Origin of the sequence: Alteromonas sp. PRIM-21, from assembly GCF_027563165.1 — a bacterium.
In the GTDB taxonomy this organism is placed as follows: domain Bacteria; phylum Pseudomonadota; class Gammaproteobacteria; order Enterobacterales; family Alteromonadaceae; genus Alteromonas; species Alteromonas macleodii_A.
On record NZ_JADOEK010000001.1, the window covers coordinates 37,336 to 59,158 of the forward strand.

At 50.0% G+C, this 21,823-nt stretch carries 2 protein-coding genes; one reads left to right on the plus strand and one right to left on the minus strand.

Annotation, left to right across the window (positions count from 1 at the left end):
* Positions 1-138 precede the first annotated feature (138 nt).
* Positions 139-19,626 carry a beta strand repeat-containing protein gene (locus IW644_RS00155; RefSeq protein ID WP_269915926.1) on the minus strand — a complete coding sequence of 6,496 codons (19,488 nt, stop codon included), beginning with the start codon at positions 19,624-19,626 and terminating at the stop codon, positions 139-141.
* Positions 19,627-19,873: 247 nt separating this feature from the next.
* On the opposite strand from IW644_RS00155, the gene IW644_RS00160 reads away from it, so the two are divergent.
* Positions 19,874-21,820, plus strand: coding sequence for a TolC family outer membrane protein (locus IW644_RS00160; protein WP_269915927.1), 1,947 nt, complete (start codon positions 19,874-19,876; stop codon positions 21,818-21,820).
* The last annotated feature ends 3 nt before the right edge of the window (positions 21,821-21,823 follow it).

The window sequence follows — 21,823 nt, forward strand, 5'->3', positions numbered from 1 at the left end:
ATTAATCAACAAGGTGTAGTGTTTTATCACGCTGCGCTTATGCGGCTAAAATGTCTTGCTAAATATCTTGTGATACTAAGCACACAATAAAAAAGCCCCCGTTAAATACGAGGGCTTAAGACTGACTTCGTGACCAGACTAGATATCCGTTGGTGGAAGTTTATCTATCGCTGTCTTCAGCACTTCAGACTCTGTCGGAGAAGCTGTTGTCACATCAGCGCTACCTTCTTTAGACGTATCGCCCACTAAGTCACTACCAGTATCAGACAACGTATTTTCGCTGCCCGAATCAGTGGATGTAGGCTCAGTTGAAGGCAGAATTAAATCTTCTGGTGGAAGATCTATATCTACCACATCAACTGTTACCTCTGTCACTGGGCCAGCGGTTACAATATCGCCTTCTTCTGGAAGGGTAATTGTGTCTTCTGGTAATGTTCCAGAGGTGATAGGTTCTGGCGCTGTGCTTTCAGGCGTTGAAGCTTCAGGCGAAAGCGGGCTTGTACCCTCGTCCGGCGCGGTGGGTATAGGGCCGCCAATATCAACCGTATCAAGCTTAGTGCCAGACAAGTCGATAGTGTCGCCACCGCCAAAACCCTCGCCCACATTAGTACCAAGCGTGCTCACTTCCTCTTCAGGTAGCGTAATGATTTCAGGTGTACTCTCTACAGGTGCAATGCTTTCTACTGGCTCCGTGCTCAATAGCGGCGCAGTAGCCTCGTTTTCTGGCGTTACCAATCGAGTTTCAGCATTCAGGTCTACTGTTTGAAGCGTTTGCCCTGTTAGGTCAATCACGTCAGGTGCTGTAGGCTCGTCAGTAACAACGGTGCCGCTGCTATCTGACGCACTTACAGACTCAGATGAAGTGGTCGTCACTACTTCGGGTACACCTTCACCCGATGCCGTCACAAACACATTAAACTCTGCCTGTTCTACAGTACCGTCTGGATATTCGATACGGTAAGTAAAGGTATCCGTTAAGGTGCCACCAAACACCGCTTGAGTGTTGTCCGGGGTATAAGTGTACGCGCCAGTTTCATCAATCTGCAGCGTACCGTAATCTCCCACTAACGTAATGCCACCAGTGGCATCCTGGAAGTTAGTTCCATCGGTAGATACCGTCACGTCGTATGTTGGGCCAAACAGTACATCGTTTTCGAACAGGTTGCCCGTGGCGGTTTGTATTTCTTCAACAACAAATTGATCTAAAAAGTGTACTGTTGAGCTTAAATCGACACTAACGCCACCTAGAGCACTGACTGCTCCTGTGTCTACGTCCATTGTCACTCGGTACTCACCTTCCGATAGGCCATAAGAAGTAAATACACCATTACCGTCGAGGCCTAATAGGCCTATTAACTGATCGCTGGAAAATGTCTCTACAACTTCCCACGTGCCGTTGTTATTTCGTTCAATGAATAGATCGAGACCTGAGCCCAGCGAGAGAAGATCACCGCCATCTACTGTGAGCGTGATATCTTGGATAGTATTTTCGGCAACGATAATGCTATTACTTACAGTATCTACATTAGAAGGTATAACAATAGTCAGACCCAAGAGATCAACCCCTAGAGTCCATTCATAGGTAAGAGCATCTGGCTCAGACACTCCAGCCGCAGTGGCAAAATCATAAATTAGCTCTGCCCGTGCTGAGTCCGCAGACACCCCTTGTCCTGATAGATTAAAGTTTAAGTTTGCGGTAGAGGTATTCGTGCCATCTGAAATGGTGTAGCTAAAGCTATCTGTACTACCCAAGCCGTCGCGCACACCGTTAGCTACGTAGGTGTAGCTGCCGTCTTCAAATATGGTGAGGTCGCCATAATCTCCTTCAATAGTAATGCCCGATAGCCCAGTGCCCAATACCGTCACCGACTCACCATTGGTATGGGTAACTTGCGTTACCACGCCACCCTCAGCAATACTATCAGCAACATCGCCTGTGTTAGCGGCATCGATAACATTCCCAGAAGTAGTCGTGCTACCTTCAAACTGATATTCCGTTAGCGTTGAAGTAATATCGGTAGACTGAAGCAAGGTAAGTGTATTACTTAGCAATGCTGCTGCAACCGCATCCAATACACTATCTGCTAAAAGGCCCAATCCAAGAGCGTTAAGACCATTAGTTATAGTGCTGACTAAGTCGCCAGCGCCTATGCTATCTGCTGTACCTAAAGCTGGTTCCAAAATGAAGTTGCGTACAACTGTACCTAAACCAAGCCCATTAAATACGCTGGCGTTAGTGCCGTTTAGGGCGGCCTCAACAGCAGTTAGCACTACTTCTTGATTTTCTTCACCAAGCACTACGCCGCCATCACCTAATTCTGTCAGCGTAATCGAGCCGTCGCTATTTTGATCGAATAGTGTCTCAAGGGCACTTTCATCATTGCGCACAACCACGGTGTAATCTCCGGCAGGTAGCCCAGAGAATTTTGCAACCAGCGTATCGTCACCGGTTACTCCGATTAGGTTTACGCCAGCTACATCACCTATTAACGGATTGTCCGGCGTCATAGCTGAGGCGACCACGTTGCCATCGGCATCTATGATATCAACACGATACGCATCAGCGACGGCGACTAACGCTGTTTGGCTAACTTCTACAACCACTTCGCCAAAGAAACCAGCATCAACGGTAAGCGTTGTGCTAGCCTCCGGCGAGCCCGCTGCTGGTGAGCCTTCGGTTAAGCCAAGCACTTGGAAGTCACTGTCGCTAACGGGTGCATTCACAATGGCCGTTTGTGCGCCCAACTCCATGTCATTGTTATCGGTTTGAGCTACTACTGGCGGGAAGTCGCTGCCAGATATGTTGATGGTAAGCGCCGCAATATCAGAAGTTTCACCATCTGATAGGGTGTAGTTAAACACTTCGTCCTGGCCAATTGCACTACGATCGCCATCGGCGGTATAGGTGTAAGTGCCGTCTGCAGCAATTTCCAGTACGCCATAGTTACCTTGAATAGTAACGGTGCCGGTAGCAGGAACCGCCACACTATCACCAGAGGCGTTGGTAACAAGCGTTACTTGGGCACCGTTTAAGATAGTGTCGGCGCCTACGCCAATAATATCACCGTCGATTAGGTTGCCTTGAGCTACTAAATCACCCGTATAAGTGTATTCGGTTAATGTGGTGGTGATATCAGTGTCTTGCAATAGGGTTAATGTATTGCTGAGCAATGCATCGGCAATGACACTTAGAATGTCATCAAGGAAGCCAGTTAAACCAATTGCATCAAGAGGCGCGGTAAGTAAATTAACAAGCTGTCCAGCGCCAATTACTGTGGTCGTATCTAGAAGTACTTCTAATACGCCCCTTACTTGAGTGCCAACCGTACCAATTGGAATACCTAAAACGCCGGTATTTAACGTTGTTTCAATAGTATCAAGAACGACAGCTTGATTATCTGGCCCAAGTACAACGCCAGCTGAACCAAGTTCTTGAAGGTTAACATCGTTACTATTGTCGTTGTCTAACAAGTCTTCAAGTAAGTTCTCATCATTGCGGACCACCACACTATAGTTGCCAGCATCAAGGCCTGCCAACGTGAACGAAATGGTCTCGTCGCCGGTAACATCAAAAATGTCTAGGCCACCGACATCGGCCAGTTGTGAGTTTGCGCTTACTCCTTTGTAAACAAGTTGACCGCTCTGGTCATACACTTCAACAATGTAGGCATCCGCAACAGCCACCAGTGCTATTTGGTCAACCTCTACTAACACTTCACCTACATGGTTAGGAGAAACGGTAAAGGATGCACTCGCATCAACACCGCCTGTAGCCTCGGTTAAGCCGATAACATCTACGTTGCTAGTAGTTTCTGGTGGGTTGACCGTGACCACAGGTTCGCCCATATCGACGGTGTTGCCGTCGTTTATAGCATCAAGAGCCTGTACAACAACATTTTGGCTTGCTGTGCTCGCCGAGTTACCTGCTTCGTCTGTAACTGTTGCCACCACCGCGTAGGTACCTGCTGGTAGCGTTGTGCCTGTTAAATCAAGGCTCCAATTACCGCTGCCATCAATGGTAAGTTCAGGGTCAGTGCCAAAGGTATAGGACGTGCCATCAACGGTAACGGTTAGGGTAGTATTGTCACCAAGGTCAACCGTTCCATTGAAAATAAGCGTGCTATCGCTAGTAATAAAGTCTCCAGCCACCCCAGAGTCGTTTGAGATACTGTCGAACGTTACCGTCTGCCCGTTATTGTTTCCGTCAATAGTGGTATCGATAACAACTGCACTTGTGTCAGTTGCAACATTGCCTACAGCATCTGTGGCGGTAACCACAGCCGTGTAATTGCCTTCAGCAAGCAGGGCGACGATATTATCAGCCAGTGTCCATGTACCGTCACCGTTATTGGTAGCGGTATAGTCAACGCCGTCAATGGTCACCACCACAACCGCATTGGGGTCGTTCACCGTACCAGTTAGCTCAGGCGTGGTGTCGTTGGTGGTGAGATCGTTAATCGCAACGGTAGGCGCGGTGGTATCAATTACCACAGTACCTGTATTGGTCACCGTATTGCCCGCGGCGTCAGTTGCAGTAACAGATGTTGGGTAGCTGCCTTCAGCGAGTGTGGCGACTACGTCATCGGCTAGTGTCCACGTGCCGTTGCCGTTGTTGGTAGCGGTATAATCATTACCGTCAATCGTTACCACCACAACCGCATTGGGGTCGTTCACCGCACCAGTTAGCTCAGGCGTGGTGTCGTTGGTGGTTAGATCGTTAATCGCAACGGTAGGCGCGGTGACATCAATTGTTACCGTACCTGTGTTGGTGACAGTATTGCCCGCGGCGTCTGTCGCGCTTACCGAAGTTGGGTAGCTGCCTTCAGCGAGTGTGGCGACTACGTTATCAGCCAATGTCCACGTGCCGTCACCATTGTTGGTAGCGGTATAATCGTTGCCGTCAATGGTCACCACCACAACCGCATTGGGGTCGTTCACCGTACCAGTTAGCTCAGGCGTGGTGTCGTTGGTGGTGAGATCGTTAATCGCAACGGTAGGCGCGGTGGTATCAATTATTACCGTGCCGGTATTGGTTACCGTGTTGCCCGCGGCGTCTGTTGCACTTACCGAAGTCGGGTAGCTACCTTCAGCGAGTGTGGCGACTACGTTATCAGCTAACGTCCAGGTGCCATCACCATTGTTGGTAGCGGTGTAATCGTTGCCGTCAATGGTCACCACCACAACCGCATTCGGGTCGTTCACCGCACCGTTAAGTTCTGGCGTGCTGTCGTTGGTGGTTAGATCGTTAATCGCAACGGTAGGTGCGGTAGTATCAATTACCACAGTACCAGTGTTGGTTACCGTGTTGCCCGCGGCGTCTGTTGCAGTAACAGATGTTGGGTAACTGCCTTCAGCGAGTGTAGCGACTACGTCATCAGTCAGTGTCCATGTGCCGTCTCCGTTATTGGTGGCGGTATAGTCGCTGCCATCAATGGTCACCACCACAACCGCGTTGGTGTCGTTCACCGTACCGGTAAGCTCAGGCGTTGTGTCATTGGTAGTAAGATCGTTTATTGCAACCGTAGGCGCGGTGGTATCAATTACTACAGTACCTGTGTCGGTATCGGTATTACCCGCATCGTCAGTTGCAGTAACAGATGTTGGGTAACTACCTTCAGCGAGTGTAGCGACTACGTCATCGGCCAGCGTCCACGTACCGTCACCGTTATTGGTAGCGGTATAGTCAACGCCGTCAATGGTAACTACTACAGTAGCCGTTGGGTCATCAACCGTACCCGTTAGTGCAGGCGTAGTGTCGTTGGTCGTTACATCATTGATGGTTACAATAGGTGCCACGGCGTCTACCGTGTCAGATGCAGGCCCACTTGTGTTGCCCGCTTCATCAGTAGCCGTTGCCGTTACTACAACTCCATCTGCTAATGGTGTATCTGGCGTTACGCTCCAATTGCCGTCGCCATCAGCGATGACGGTGAAATCTGGCGTGCCGTCTCCGTTTACATCCACATTTACCGTTGCGCCCGCTTCAGCTGTGCCGGTAATTTCAGTGCCGTTGCCCGCTTCAACGGTAGGCGCTGCTGGTGCTGTGGTATCGATAACCACTGTACCAGTATTCGTACCCACATTACCTTCTGGGTCGGTTGCAGTAACCGTTGCGGTATAGCTACCTTCAGCAAGTGCCGCCACCGCATCGTCAGCCAATGTCCACGTGCCATCACCGTTATTGGTGGCGGTATAGTCGGCTCCATTGATGGTAACAACCACCGTGGCTGTTGGGTCGTCAATCGAACCACTAAGTTCAGGGGTTGTGTCGTTAGTTGTTAAGTCGTTGAAGTCAACAATTGGTGCAGCCGCGTCAACCGTGTCTGAGGCTGGGTTGCTAATGTTACCCGCTGCGTCAGTTGCCGTTACGGTCACAATTACGCCATCGGCAAGCGGTGTATCAGGCGTAATGCTCCAATTACCGTCGCCATCAGCGATGACGGTGAAATCAGGCGTGCCGTCGCCATCCACGTCCACATTTACGGTTGCGCCTGCTTCAGCGGTACCGGTAATTTCGGTGCCGTTGCCTGCATCCACAGTAGGTATGGCAGGTGGTGTAGTATCAATCACTACCGTTCCTGAATTTGAACCCACATTGCCATCGGCATCCGTGGCAGTAACGGTAGCGGCATAGCTACCATCTGCAAGTGAAGCCACTGCATCGTCAGCCAGCGTCCAGCTTCCATCACCATTGTTGGTTGCGGTGTAGTCCACACCATCAATGGTCACTACTACGATAGCGTTTGAATCGTCAACTGTACCGGTTAGCTCTGGTGTAGCGTCATTAGTGGTTAAGTCGTTGATCGTAACGACTGGTGCAACCGCGTCTACTGTATCTGACGCTGGTGCACTGACATTGCCAGCTTCATCAACCGCTGTTGCCGTAACAACCACGCCATCGGCCAGCGGTGTAGTGGGTGTTACTGACCAATTACCGTCGCCATCAGCGATGACGGTGAAATCAGGCGTGCCGTCGCCATCCACGTCCACATTTACGGTTGCCCCTGCTTCCGCAGTACCTGTAATTTCACTGCCGTTACCTGCATCGACGGTAGGCGCTGCTGGTGCAGTGATATCAATCACCACAGTGCCAGAGTTAGTTCCGGTGTTACCATCGGCATCAGTAGCAGTAACCGTAGCGGTATAGCTACCTTCAGCCAGCGCGGCAACGATATCATCAGCCAGTGTCCAGCTGCCATCACCATTGTTTGTAGCGGTATAGTCTGTACCGTTAATGGTAACGACCACGATGGCGGTTGGGTCGTCCACCGAACCGGTAAGTGCAGGCGTGGTGTCGTTAGTCGTTAGATCGTTAAAGTCAACAATTGGTGCTACAGCGTCTACTGTATCTGACGCTGGGCTACTCGTATTGCCAGCTTCATCGGTAGCTGTTGCTGTTACCACAACGCCATCAGCTAGCGGTGTATCTGGCGTGACTGTCCAATTGCCGTCGCCATCTGCTGTGACGGTGAAATCAGGAGTGCCGTCTCCGTCAACGTCTACGTTTACGACAGCGCCTGCTTCGGCTGTGCCGGTAATTTCGGTACCGTTGCCTGCATCAACAGTAGGTGCAGCTGGCGCAGTAGTATCAATAACACCGCCATTTTCGTTTGCGGTTGCCGTATTGCCCGAGGCATCAGTGGCAGTTGCAGTGACAGAATAATTACCTTCAGATAAGGCCGCTGGCACATCTACAGAGAAGGTGCCATTAGCTTGAACAATGGCGTCAAAGGTTTGTGTAACACCAGCATTATCAGTAACGCTGATGGATACAATGCTGCCTGGCGCAATATCTGTAGTACCGGAAATGGTCGGTGTTGTGTCGTTTCCTGTACCAAGCGAGTCCAAGGTTAGGGTTGGCACGGCTGTATTGATATTTCCGCTGGTAGTATCAGAGGCCGAGTTTCCAGCAGCATCAGTAGCGGTAGCAGTAACATCGAAGTTTCCGTCTGCCATTGCATTGGGCACGTCGGCGCTGAAATCACCGTTACTATCGACAATAGCCGTAAATGTCTGTTCTGCTCCCGCGCTGTCGGTGACGGTTATGGTCACTGAACTACCTGGGCTTAAGTCGGTGCTGCCAGTAATTGTTGGCGTGGTATCGTTACCTGTGCCTTGTGCATCTAAGTTGATAGTCGGCGCGGTAGTGTCTACGCTACCGTTTGTTTCAGTGGCGGTAGTCTCATTGCCTGCTGGGTCTTGGGCAACTGCTGTGACGGTATAGCCACCTTCAGCCATTGGGTTAGGCACATCGGCCGAGAAACTGCCGTCTCCCTGAACGGTTGCATCGAAGGTTTGGCTTACACCTGCGTTATCCGTAACCGTAATCGTTACTGTCGCGCCTGCAGGCAGGTCAGTATTCCCTGATATTGTAGGCGTTGTGTCACTGTCTGGGGCTAGTGTATCTAACGATAGGGTAGGGGCTGTCGTATCAATAACGCCTGTATTGTCTACGACGGTAGTGCTATTACCCGCTTCATCACTCGCCGTGGCTTCAACACTGTATACACCTTCCGCTAAAGGCGCAGGCACATCCACTGTAAAGTTTCCATTTACATCAACTGTAGCTGTGATGGTTTGAACATTTCCTGCGCTGTCAGTTACCACAAGAGTAACTTCACTGCCTTGCTCTAGATTAGTGCCACCAGACAGAGTAGGGGTTGTGTCATTGCCTTCCTCAAGTGGTGTTAAGGTTAGAGATGGCGCTGTAGTATCTACGTTTCCTGTATCACCTGCTGTTGCAGTGTTACCTGCTTCATCACTGATGTTAGCACTTATCGTGAAGTCGCCTTCAGCTAAATCGGTACCCGGGGATATAGAGAAAGTCCCATCTCCCTGTACTACTGCACTTAATGTCTGGGTTGCACCAGCGCTATCCGTTACCAAAATAGTGACCACAGAGCCTGCAGGTTCATCGGTTGTACCGGTAATGAGTGGCGTCGCGTCGTTAGTGGTATCGGCAACATCTATAGTAAGTGTAGGCACTAGAGTATCAACTACGCCTGCCTCGTTATCGGTTGTACTGTTACCTGCTGTATCAGTGGCGGTTGCAGATACGGTGAAGCTTCCTTCAGCCATCGCTGCTGGTACGTCAGCAGAGAATACGCCGCCCGCGGCAACCAACGCAGAGAACACCTGGGTATTACCCGCACTATCAACAACGGTTATCTGCACTGTAGAACCTTGTGGTAAATCTACAGTGCCGCTAATGGTTGGTGTCGAGTCGCTAATTGTGCCTGGGTCGTCCAGCGTAATAACAGGTGAAATTGTGTCAATGACGCCGCTTTCAGCGTCTGATGCTGTATTGCCAGCTTCGTCTACAACCGTAGCCTCAACCGTGTAGTTACCCTCAGCCAAAGTGGCAGGTATCTCTACACTAAAGGAGCCGTCGTTCTGCACGGTTGCTGATAAGTTTTGTATATTGCCAGCGTTATCGGTGACGGTAATGGAAACCGTGCTACCCGCTGGCTGGTCTGTCGTTCCGCTAATGGTTGGTGTTGCATCATTGCCAACACCCGGTTCTGCCACATCAATAGCCGGTGATGTGGTATCTACCACGCCGCCAGTTTCAGAGTCAGAGCCCGAATTACCGGCGCCGTCAGTTACCTCTGCGACAACTGTGTAGCTACCTTCGGCCAAGTTTGACGGTACGCTAGCGCTGAAGGTGCCATCCCCTTGTACAGTTGTAGTGAAGGTTTGAACTGCTCCAGCACTATCTGTCACTGTTAAAGTGACAGTGGCACCAACTGGCGCGTTAGTAGTGCCAGAAATAAGAGGCGTAGTGTCGTTTGTCTGGCCGAGGGCATCTAGCGTAATGTCCGGGGCGCTCGTGTTAATATTGCCGCTATCTGACACTGTCGTGCTATTCCCCGCAGCATCGCTCGCACTGGCTGTTACATCGTAATCGCCATCAACAAGCGTGCTGGGTACTTCAACTGAGAAAGTGCCATCCGCATTTACCGTAGCGGTAAGATTTTGTACGTTACCGCCTGCATCGGTGACGACCAGTGTAATGGTTGCTCCCTCTGGTAAGTCGGTGGTACCGCTTAATACTGGCGTTGCGTCATTGCCGCTGGCCACTGGATCTAAGTTGATAACAGGTGGAGTGGTGTCAACTGTGCCGTTGTTATCAACCGCTGTGTTTTGATTACCTGCATCATCAGTCGCCGTCACTTCTACTGTGTAATCGCCTTCTGCAAGGTCAAAGGGCACATCAGCGCTAAAGCTACCGTTCGCTTGAACGGTGGCAGTGAAAGTTTGCGTATTACCCTGGCTGTCAGTCACGCTAATGCTTACTGTATTGCCCGCAGCCAAGTCGGTGGTTCCCGATATAGTCGGTGTAGCGTCGTTAGTTAGGCTTTGTGCGTCTAACGTTACGGTGGGGGCTGCTGTATCTATGATGCCGTTATTATCTATTGCCGTTGCTGAATTACCCGCCTCGTCAGTCGCAGTGACGGTCACGCTGAAACTGCCTTCAGCTAAATCGGCAGGAACATCAGCACTGTAAGTGCCATCGTTTTGAACGATTGCAGTGAACGTTTGGGTATTTCCAGCGTTGTCTGTCACGCTTATGCTAACTGTGTCGCCAGCATTGAGGTCGGTAGTGCCAGAGATAGACGGCGTTGCATCATTACCAAGCTCTTGTGTATCGATGGTTATCGATGGGGCTATGGTATCGATGTTACCTCCATTTTCGGTGACTGATGCACTGTTGCCAGCGCCGTCTGTGGCGGTTGCCGTAACAGAATAGTCACCTTCAGGTAGGCTTACAGGAACATCAGCTGTAAAGCTTCCGTCACCTTGCACTATAGCGCTGAATGTTTGCGTGTTTCCAGCACTGTCAGTCACAGTTAGCGTTACAGTGCTACCTGGCGCTAAGTCGGTATCACCTGAAATGGTCGGCGTGGTGTCGTTGCCCGAACCAAGAGGATCAAGGGATAGGGTAGGCGCGGCAGAGTTTATGTCGCCGCTCACTGTATCTGTAGCAGTATTGCCTGCAGCATCAGTGGCCGTTGCAGTAACGTCGAAGTTTCCGTCAGCCATAGGATTAGGCACATCCGCACTAAAGTCGCCATTAGTATCAACAGTTGCAGTAAACGTCTGCTCAGTGCCAGCGCTATCAGTCACTGTAATAGTCACCGTGCTGCCTGCATCCAAATCTGTGCTACCGCTAATAGTTGGTGTGTTATCGTTTCCTGTACCAAATGGATCTAAGGTAATCACTGGCGCGGTAGTATCAACGCTACCACCCGTTTCAGAGTCAGAGCCTTGGTTACCTGCCGCGTCTTGAGCGGTTGCGGTAACCGTATAGTCACCTTCAGCTAGCGGTGAAGGTACGTTGGCGGCAAAACTGCCGTCGGTTTGTACCGTTGCGGCAAAGGTTTGCGTGTTACCCGCACTGTCGACAACCGTTAATGTAACAATAGCGCCCGCAGGAAGGTTTGTGGTGCCTGAAATGGTTGGCGTTAGGTTATTCTCTGGCGCTAATTCTTCAAGATTTAGCTCAGGTGGCGTGATATCGATAACGCCTGAATTATCGAGAACCGACGTGCTGTTGCCTGCTTCATCAGTGGCAGTAGCTTCAACACTGTAAGAGCCTTCAGCAAGGGCCGCGAGCACATCAACCGTAAAGTTGCCGGCAGCATCGACCGCGGCTGTAACTGTTTGAATGTTGCCAGCACTATCTGTGATAACCAAGGAGACCACGCTACCTTCGGCTAGATCTGTACTTCCTGAAATGGTTGGCGTTGTATCATTGCCTAATCCTTGAGGCTCTAAGGTTAGGGTAGGCGCTGTGGTATCTATGGTGCCTGTTGCATTGGCTGACGCACTGTTGCCAGCATCGTCGGTGGCCGTAGCGGTAACCGTATAGTCACCTTCGGCCAGCGCAGCTGGTACATCAACAGTAAAGTTGCCGTTTGCATCAACCGTTGCGGTGACAGTTTGGTTATTGCCAGCGTTGTCGGTGATCGACAGCGTTACGCTCTCACCTGCTGCTAAGTCCGTAGTGCCTGACATGGTCGGCGTAGTATCGTTATTTGAACCCAGCGCATCTAGTGAAATAACGGGGGCGACAGTATCGACGATACCGTTATTGTCGGTGACAGAGGCGCTATTTCCGTTGCTGTCTGTAGCGGTAGCGGTTACTGAGTAATCACCTTCGGCAAGAGGTGCGGGGACATCAGCACTAAAGTTACCGCTTGCATCAACAAGTGCAGTAAAGGTTTGTGTGTTGCCTGCACTGTCAGTGACAAAAAGCGTCACGGTTGAACCCGCAGGTAGGTCAGTCGTACCCGAAATGTTTGGTGTAGTATCGCTAACCGTAACTTGCGCATCTAGTGTCAACGCAGGGGCGCTGGTATCTAGCGTACCGGTATCAGAGGTGGTAGTTGTATTACCTGCATCGTCTGAGGCACTTGCTGTTACCGTGTAGCTGCCGTCTGGTATAGCGTTTGGAACATCCGCGCTGAAGTCACCGTTTGCATTCACTGTAGCATCAAAGGTTTGTGTATTGCCTGCGCTATCTGTGACGGTTAACGTTACCGTGCTTCCCGGTGCTAAATCAGTGCTGCCCGATATGTTTGGCGTTTCATCGTTACCAGTACCTTGCGGATTCAGGGTAAGAACAGGTGCGGTAGTGTCAATATTGCCACCGTCCTCAGTTGCGGTTGTTGAATTACCTGCATCATCTGTTGCTGTAACTTCGACGCTGTAGTCGCCTTCAGGCAGTGGAGACAATACCTCTGTGGCAAAGTTGCCGTCAGCATCAACCAATGCGTTAATGGTTTGCGTGTCGCCATTGCTGTCAGTCACGGTGATCGCAACAACAGCGCCCTCTGGTAAATCTGTATTACCTGAAATAACCGGCGTAGTGTCATTACCTGAATCTAACGGGTTAACGGTAACAATAGGTGCTTGTGTATCAATACTTCCATTTGCTTCGTTTGCCGTCGCGGTGTTGCCTTGTGCGTCGCTTACTGTTGCCGTAACGGTGAAGTCGCCCTCGGCCATTGCGTTAGGCACATCGGCGCTGAATGTGCCGTCTGCTTGCACGGCTGCTTGGAAACTTTGCGAGTTACCATTGGCATCTACCACAGTAATGGTAACCAGTGTGCCAGGTGCCACGTCGGAAGTACCTGTGATAGTTGGGGTAACATCGCTGGTAGCGCCTTGTGTATCAAGGGTTAACAGCGGCGCTTCGCTATCTACATTACCTGTTGTATTGGCATTCGCGGTATTGCCTGCACTGTCGGTTGCAGTGGCAGTAACAGTAAAGTCGCCGTCAACTAGTGCGTTTGGCACATCTACACTGAAGCTACCATTTACATCGACTAACGCATTGATAGTTTGCGTGTTTCCAGCGCTATCTGTTACGACAAGCGTAACCGTGCTTCCTTCAGGAAGGTCAGTAGTACCTGAAAGGGTGGGTGTGGTATCACCGGTGCTGCCAGGGTTTTCAAGGGTTAGCGATGGCGCGGTAGTGTCAATAGTGCCGCCATTATCGGTTACCGTTGTCGTATTGCCATCACCGTCGGTCGCATTGGCGGTTACTGTGTAAGGACCATCAGGTAATGGTGACGCAACATCTGTAGTGAAGCTTCCGTCTGCTCCTACTGTCGCAGTAATAGTTTGGGTGTTACCTGCGCTATCCGTTACGGTTAACGTTACTTCACTGCCTTGAGGTAAACTAGTTGAACCCGAGATTGTTGGCGTGTTGTCGTTAGTTTCGTTTTGTCCATCTAGCACTAACGTTGGTGCATTCGTATTGATGTTACCTGTTGTGCTGTCAGTCGCTTCATTGCCTGCAGCGTCTTCTGCCGTGGCAGTAGCTGTAAAGTTTCCATCAGCAAGTTCTTGCGGTACGTCGACAGAGAAGTTGCCGTTAGCATCAACTAGGGTATTGATAGTTTGGGTGTTACCAGCGCTATCAACGACTGTTAGCGAGACAACACTTCCTTCAGGCAGGTCTGTACTGCCCGATAAAGTTGGTGTGGTATCGTTGCCAGAACCCGCGGCGTCAAGGGAAAGCGATGGCGCCGTCGTATCAATGCTGCCACCATTTTCAGTTACACTTGCAGAATTTCCATTCTCATCGACGGCGGTTGCTGTAACGGAGTAGTTACCTTCTGCTAATGCGCTAGGTACTTCAGCGCTAAAGTTTCCGTTTTCACCAACAACGGCTTCAATAGTTTGCTGATTACCTAAGCTATCGGTGACGACCAGTGTTACCGTGCTTCCTTGTGGCAAATCTGTCGTGCCACTAATAAGTGGTGTGGTGTCGTTGCCAATGTCTTGTGGGTCAAGCGATAGCGTTGGTGCTGCGGTATCAATATTGCCCTGTGTTGATGCAGAATCCTGGTTACCCGCATCGTCAGTGACTGTGGCGGTAACGGTAAAGTCACCGTCGGCAAGCTCTGCCGGCACGTCAACAGAGAAAGTACCGTCATTTTGGACAAGAGCGTCAAAGGTTTGTGTATTGCCTGCACTGTCAGTAACTGTGATTGCGACACTGCTACCCGGTGCCTGGTCTGTGTTACCTGAGATGGTTGGCGTAGTATCATTAGTACTGCCTTGAGCATCCAAGTTAACCAGCGGCGATGTAATATCGATATTACCGCCAGTTTCCGTTGCTGTTGCAGTATTGCCGTTCGCATCGGTCGCTGTAGCCGTTACGCTATATTCACCTTCTGCTAAAGGATTGGGCACATCGACACTGAAATTACCTGAACCATTTACCGTTGCCGTAAATGTTTGCGTATTGCCAAGCGCATCGGTAACAGACAGTGTAACAGTGCTGCCAGCGGGTAAATCGGTAGTGCCTGAGATAGTAGGCGTGGTGTCGTTATCGTCACCCAGTGGGTCAAGGGTTAAGCTTGGCGCATTGCTGTCCACTGTTCCAGTTTGTGACGTTGAAGCACTATTTCCCGCAGCATCGGTGGCTGTTGCTTCAACAGTGTAATCACCATCAGCGAGTTCAGCAGGCACGTCTGCGCTAAATTCGCCGTTCGCGTCTACTGTGGCAGTAAAGGTTTGGCTGTTTCCAGCACTATCGGTAACGGTAAGTGTAACCGTGCTGCCCGCTTCCAAGTTTGTAGAGCCGCTAATTGAAGGTGTCGTGTCATTCCCTGTACCAAGTGGCTCTAGTGAAATGGTGGGAGCTTGCGTATCAATGTTGCCGCCATTTTCGGTGACAGTCGTTGTATTGCCTGCATCGTCTGTAGCACTGGCCTCTACGGTATATTCTCCCTCAGTAAGCGGCGTTTGCGCGTCGACGCTAAAATCACCGTTCTCATCAACGATGGCATCGATAGTTTGTGTGTTGCCCGCGCTGTCGGTCACCGCAATGGTTACTGTTGAACCAGGTGGTAAATCGGTAGAGCCTGAAATCGTTGGCGTGGTGTCGCTACCGTCAGTTTGCGGGTCTAAAGAAAGCGTTGGAGCGGTAATGTCTATGTTGCCACTGTTGTCGACAGCGGTAGTTGTATTACCCGCTGCATCAGTTGCTTCGACAGAAACTTCGTAACTTCCTTGTGCCAGAGCTTCACCCACATCGGCGCTGAAATTTCCGTTTTCATCTACAAGGGCGGTAACAGTCTGCGTATTACCCTGACTATCGGTGACGGTAATATCAACCTCGCTGCCTGCGGGCAAATCCGTATTACCTGAAATGGTAGGTGTTGTGTCGTTAGTATCCGTTTGTGGATCGATATTTACAACCGGCGGAGTAGTATCAAGTACGGTAGTGGCCGTGGCGGTAGAGCTATTGCCATTTTCGTCTGTCACCGTCACTTCAATGTCATATTCACCCTCTTCAGAGCCAGGAGGGAATGATACGTTGAAGTTACCATTCTCATCGGTTGTCCCCGTTATTGTCTGGCTGTTGCCGTCGCTATCGGTGATAACAACCACAACCTCTGAGTTAGGGGCGTCTGACGACCCCCCTATGCCTTCACTACCGTTGGTAGGCGAACCGGTTTCAATAACAACATTAGGGCCTTGGGTATTAATAACCGCATCGATAGACGTTGAAGCGGTATTGCCCGCCACATCAGACACAGTAGCGGTTACCGTGAAGTCGCCGTTTGCGAGTGCTTGCGGCACTTCAGCACTGAAGCTACCGTCTTCTTGCACTGTCGCAGTAATGGTTTGCGTAGTGCCATCTGTATGTACGATATCTAGCGTTACCACCGCACCTGGTTCTGCGTCGGTGTCGCCATTTATCACCGGCGTGTCATCATTGGTTGAGCCAATAGGATCAAGGTTGATTATTGGCGCCGTGGTGTCAATTTCGCCAGTCACTGTGGTGGTAGAACTGTTGCCCGCTGGTGTTGTAACAGTGACATCTACCGTGTACTCACCTTCGCTAAGCTCTGCTGGCACATCTTCGTTGAACGTGCCGTCTCCGCCTACTGTAGTGACGATTGTTTGTTCGTTACCCTCGCTATCTGTAACAACAATCACGACTTCACTGCCAGGAGGGGCATCGGTTTCACCAGAAACGTTTGGCGTAGTATCGTTCGTTGGCGCAGGTTGGTTTACCGTCGTCGAAGGACTTGTAGAATCGTAATCGCCGCTTGCTGTAGCTTGCGTTGTATTACCAGCGCCATCAGTCACTTCTGCCGTTACGTTGTACGTGCCCTCTGCCACAGCATTTGGGACTTCAACGGTAAAGGTACCATCGGCAAGTACAGTGGTGGTAAAGGTTTGAGTAACGCCTGCACTATCGGTAACCGTAAGCGTTATGGTGCTTCCGGGCACGGCATCCGTTAAACCAGAAAGTGTGGGTGTAGCATCACCATTTATACCAGGGTCGTTTAATGCGATGGTAGGCGCCGTCACGTCGATAGCACCCTGAGCGTCAGCATTGGCCGTATTGCCCGCTCCATCGGTAACGCTGGCATTAACGGTAAATTCGCCTTCGGCTAATTCGGCAGGTACGTCCGCACTATAGGTGCCGTCCGCTTGCACAATGGCAGTGACAGTTTGGGTGTTGCCCGCGCTATCTGTAATGGTCAACGTAACTGTGCTGCCAGGCGCAGCATCAGTGGTACCTGAAAGGGTAGGCGTAGTGTCGTTACCTGTAGCTATAGCGTCAATAGTAATCGACGGAGAAGTGGTATCAATTTCGCCGGTAGTATCAGCGGTTGCCGTATTGCCTGCTTCATCGGTCACGCTTGCGTTAACCGTAAATTCGCCTTCGGCTAATTCGGCAGGTACATCTGCGCTATACGTGCCGTCAGCCTCCACAATGGCAGTGACAGTTTGGGTGTTGCCCGCGCTATCGGTAATGGTCAACGTAACTGTGCTGCCAGGCGCGGCATCAGTGGTGCCTGACAGGGTAGGCGTAGTGTCGTTACCTGTAGCTATAGCGTCAATAGTAATTGATGGCGCTGTGGTATCAATTTCGCCGGTAGTGTCTGTGGTTGCCGTATTACCCGCTTCATCGGTAACGCTTGCGTTAATCGTAAATTCACCTTCGGCTAATTCGGCAGGTACATCTGCGCTATAGGTGCCGTCAGCCTGCACAATGGCGGTTACAGTTTGTGTGTTGCCCGCGCTATCGGTAATGGTTAACGTAACCGTGCTGCCTGGGGCTGCATCAGTGGTACCTGAAAGGGTAGGCGTGGTGTCGTTGTCAGTAGCTATGGTGTCGATAGTGATCGACGGCGCTGTGGTATCAATTTCGCCGGTAGTGTCTGTGGTTGCGGTATTGCCTGCTTCATCGGTAACGCTTGCGTTAACCGTAAATTCGCCTTCGGCTAATTCAGCTGGTACGTCCGCACTATAGGTGCCGTCAGCCTGCACAATGGCGGTTACAGTTTGTGTGTTACCCGCGCTGTCGGTAATGGTTAACGTAACTGTGCTGCCAGGCGCAGCATCAGTAGTACCTGAAAGGGTCGGCGTAGTGTCGTTACCTGTCGCTATCGTATCGATAGTGATCGACGGTGCTGTAGTATCAATCACGCCCGTGGTGTCAGCACTTGCCGTATTGCCAGCCTCGTCGGTCACGCTGGCGTTAACCGTAAATTCGCCTTCGGCTAATTCGGCAGGTACATCTGCGCTATAGGTGCCGTCCGCTTGCACAATGGCGGTTACAGTTTGTGTGTTGCCCGCGCTATCGGTAATGGTCAACGTAACCGTGCTGCCAGGCGCGGCATCCGTGGTACCTGAAAGAGTAGGCGTGGTGTCGTTATCAGTAGCTATAGCATCAATAGTAATTGACGGAGCAGTAGTATCAATTTCACCTGTAGTATCAGCGGTTGCCGTATTGCCTGCTTCATCACTAACGCTGGCGTTAACCGTAAATTCGCCTTCGGCTAATTCAGCCGGTACGTCCGCACTATAGGTGCCGTCAGCCTGTACAATGGCAGTCACGGTTTGCGTGTTACCTGCGCTGTCGGTAATGGTTAACGTAACTGTGCTGCCAGGCGCAGCATCAGTGGTACCTGAAAGGGTAGGCGTGGTGTCGTTGTCAGTAGCTATCGCGTCAATAGTAATTGATGGCGCTGTGGTATCAATTTCCCCTGTGGTATCCGCGGTTGCCGTATTGCCAGCTTCATCACTAACGCTCGCGTTAACCGTAAATTCACCTTCGGCTAATTCAGCCGGTACGTCCGCACTATAGGTGCCGTCAGCCTGCACAATGGCGGTTACAGTTTGTGTGTTACCTGCGCTGTCGGTAATGGTTAACGTAACCGTGCTGCCAGGCGCAGCATCAGTGGTACCTGAAAGGGTAGGCGTGGTGTCGTTGTCAGAGCCGGGCGCATTAATGGTGATTGTTGGGGCAGTAGCATCAATTTCGCCGGTGGTAGAGCTATCAGCTGTGTTGCCGGTAGGTTCTAGCACGGTGGCGTCTACAGTAAATTCACCATCGGCCAATGCGTTTGGTACGTCTACGTTAAATGTGCCATCGCCTTGTACGATAGCGGTAACAGTTTGGATATTTCCAGCACTGTCGGTAACAGTTAGTGTGACTGTACTACCCGGAATAGCTGAAGTAATACCGGATAAGGTGGGCGTGGTGTCGCTTGTTAAACCGATTGCGTCAAGAGTAAGAGAAATGTCTTGCGCTTGTTCACCTGTTTCAGAAAATTCAACGGGCGCAACATCGTCATTATCGTTTGCATTTTGATCGAACTGGAATCCGGCTGGGTCAACATCTTCATTTATGCGGTCAACGCGAACAAAATTACTCCCTCCGCCTGTTCCAGCACCGCCATCAAGACCGGCAGCGGTAGCTTCCAATGACTCTAAGATGTCGCCGTCACCAGCAAGCGCGTCAAGAAAATCAGCATCGCCTGCTTGGTTCTCACCTTCGATACTCTCCGCGCCATCAACGCCGTCAAGTAATGCGGCAAACTCATCGACACTCTCATCAAAGACAGCAAATTCATCGTCAGAATTGTTTTCTGTAAAATCTAATTGGAGCGGGAAAGTGACACTTTGCCCAGCTGGAAGTGTGCGAAGTTCGCCATCAACACTAACGGTGACGAAACCATCAGGTGAGACATCCAATACATCACCCTCATAAACAGTCATTCCGACAGTAGCAGTAACTTGTTCACCTGTGTCACCACGAACAATAGAAGCCTCACCATTTACTTCTGCAATGATTACTTCAGCCATATTTCCCTCTCAATCAATAAATATCACGCTATACAAAAAAGCGTAGCAGAGGTTTTTAAATCGGTTACCGGACCGTGGTACGGAGAGCCTTTGTTCTTTGGTATAAGGACTAGGTAGTTACCCCTAATTTATTAATATTTAGTCTATTAATCGAAATCTAGGTTTGCAGAAATGCTTATAGCGTCTACTTTTTAAATGTAAGAAACGACACAAATGTCACCTAGTTTTTATATAGTGAGACGCATATATGAAGTTGATTAATTCAGTGCTTTCCAAGGTTGTTATTGGAGCAACTGGCGCTGTGCTTGCTCATGCTGCTATTGCTCAAAGTAATGGTGTAAACAACTCGTCAGTTAGTTTAGAAGATTATGTTCGCAAGGTAGTAAACGAAAATCCGGAAGTACAAGCCAGCTGGCGTCAACTTCAAGTGGCGATGTCAGATGTTGACATCGCGAGAGGCGGTTTTCGCCCACAGGTCGATGTATTGGCGTCGAGCGCATACACTGATAGAAATTACGGTTTGGACCGCGAATACATGGGCCATACTGCTCAAATCACCCTTACCCAAATGTTATACGACGGTTTTTTAACAAGCAGTGAGGTAAAGCGATTTAAACAAGCGCAAGTTGTAAGGTTTTTTGAACTAATGGGCGAAATTGAGCAGAAGTCGTTAGATACCGCCCTTGCTTATATGGATGTTCAATTATTTCGAGAGCTTTTAAAGCTCGCCGAAGAAAACCTGATCACTCACGTTGATGTATTCAAACAAATTGAAGAAAGCGTGGAAGCCGGGGTAGGTCGTAGAGCTGACTTGGAGCAAATCAGCGGTCGTCTATCACTTGCCGAATCTAATGTGCTTACTGAGCTATCGAATTTACACGATGTTACCGCACGCTTTTTGCGGTTGGTAGGTGAAAAGCCTGCTCAAAACCTCCAATCAGTATCGATAAACTCTGCTTTCGTTGATGCAAACGTCACAGATATACAATCTTTACTTACTAGCGCGTATGGCACTAATCCACAATTTAATGCTGCTATTTACAACATAGATGCGCAGCGTTATGCGGTAGATAGTGCAAAGAGTCTCTACCATCCTCAGGTTAATTTGACCGCAAGTTATGGCGCGCAAACACGAGACCAAGCTGCATTAAATAACACCATTACCGAGGCGAGTGTCGGCGTTAATTTTTCTTATAACTTGTATAACGGTGGGTCGGATAGCGCGGCTATAAGACAGGCGCTATCGCAGGTGGACTTAGCAAAAGACTTAAGAGATAAAGCCTGTATCGATATGAGACAAACGGTACAGATTGCTTACAACGACATCATCAATATTACAGAGCAACTTCCAGCGCTAAATGCACATAGACTATCTTCAGACAGAGTAAAATCTGCATATATGGACCAATTCACTATAGGTGAACGCTCTTTGTTGGATTTGCTAGATTCAGAAAATGAGTACTACGAATCGAGTCGTGCTTACTTGGAAGCGCAGTATACGCTAGAAAAAGCACGAGTAAGGCTGCTTGCGGCATCGGGAAGCTTAGCGCAAACGTTAGGCATAACGAAGGAAGGCGTACCTGATGTGTTAAGTAAAGCAGAAGAAAAAATTAGCTACGACCCTAATTACGTATGCCCTGTAGTTCGCACTAATTTTGAAGATGAGCTAAATATTCTAAAGCGCGATTCTGATGGTGACGGTATTGTTGATTTATGGGATGACTGTGTAGATTCAACGCCGGGCGCTATGGTCGATGACTTTGGTTGTGAAGCAAAAGAGCCTGAATTGGCGCCAGAGCCAAGTGCTGCTGACTTCACCTTGGATAACGCAAATATAATAGAGTCGTTTAACGTAAACATTGAGTTTGCCTCAAATTCTACCGAGGTTTTACCTGAGTATGAGAACTCACTTCAAGAGGTTATCGATGCGCTTAATAGTGACGCTAGTTTAGGGGTGATCATTCACGGTCACGCATCTTTAGATGGAGACGCCGCCTACAATCAGCGTCTATCTGAACGCAGAGCGAAAGCTGTCGCATCAATGCTTATGACTAAAGCAAACATAGAGGCTAGAAGAATCACCGCTGTCGGTTATGGGGAAACTCGTCCGCTTGTCGATGAAGAGTCAGAAGCGGCCAATGCCCGTAATCGTAGAATTGAGGCGGCTATCATCCAGCTTCCTTCAACGCAATAGTGG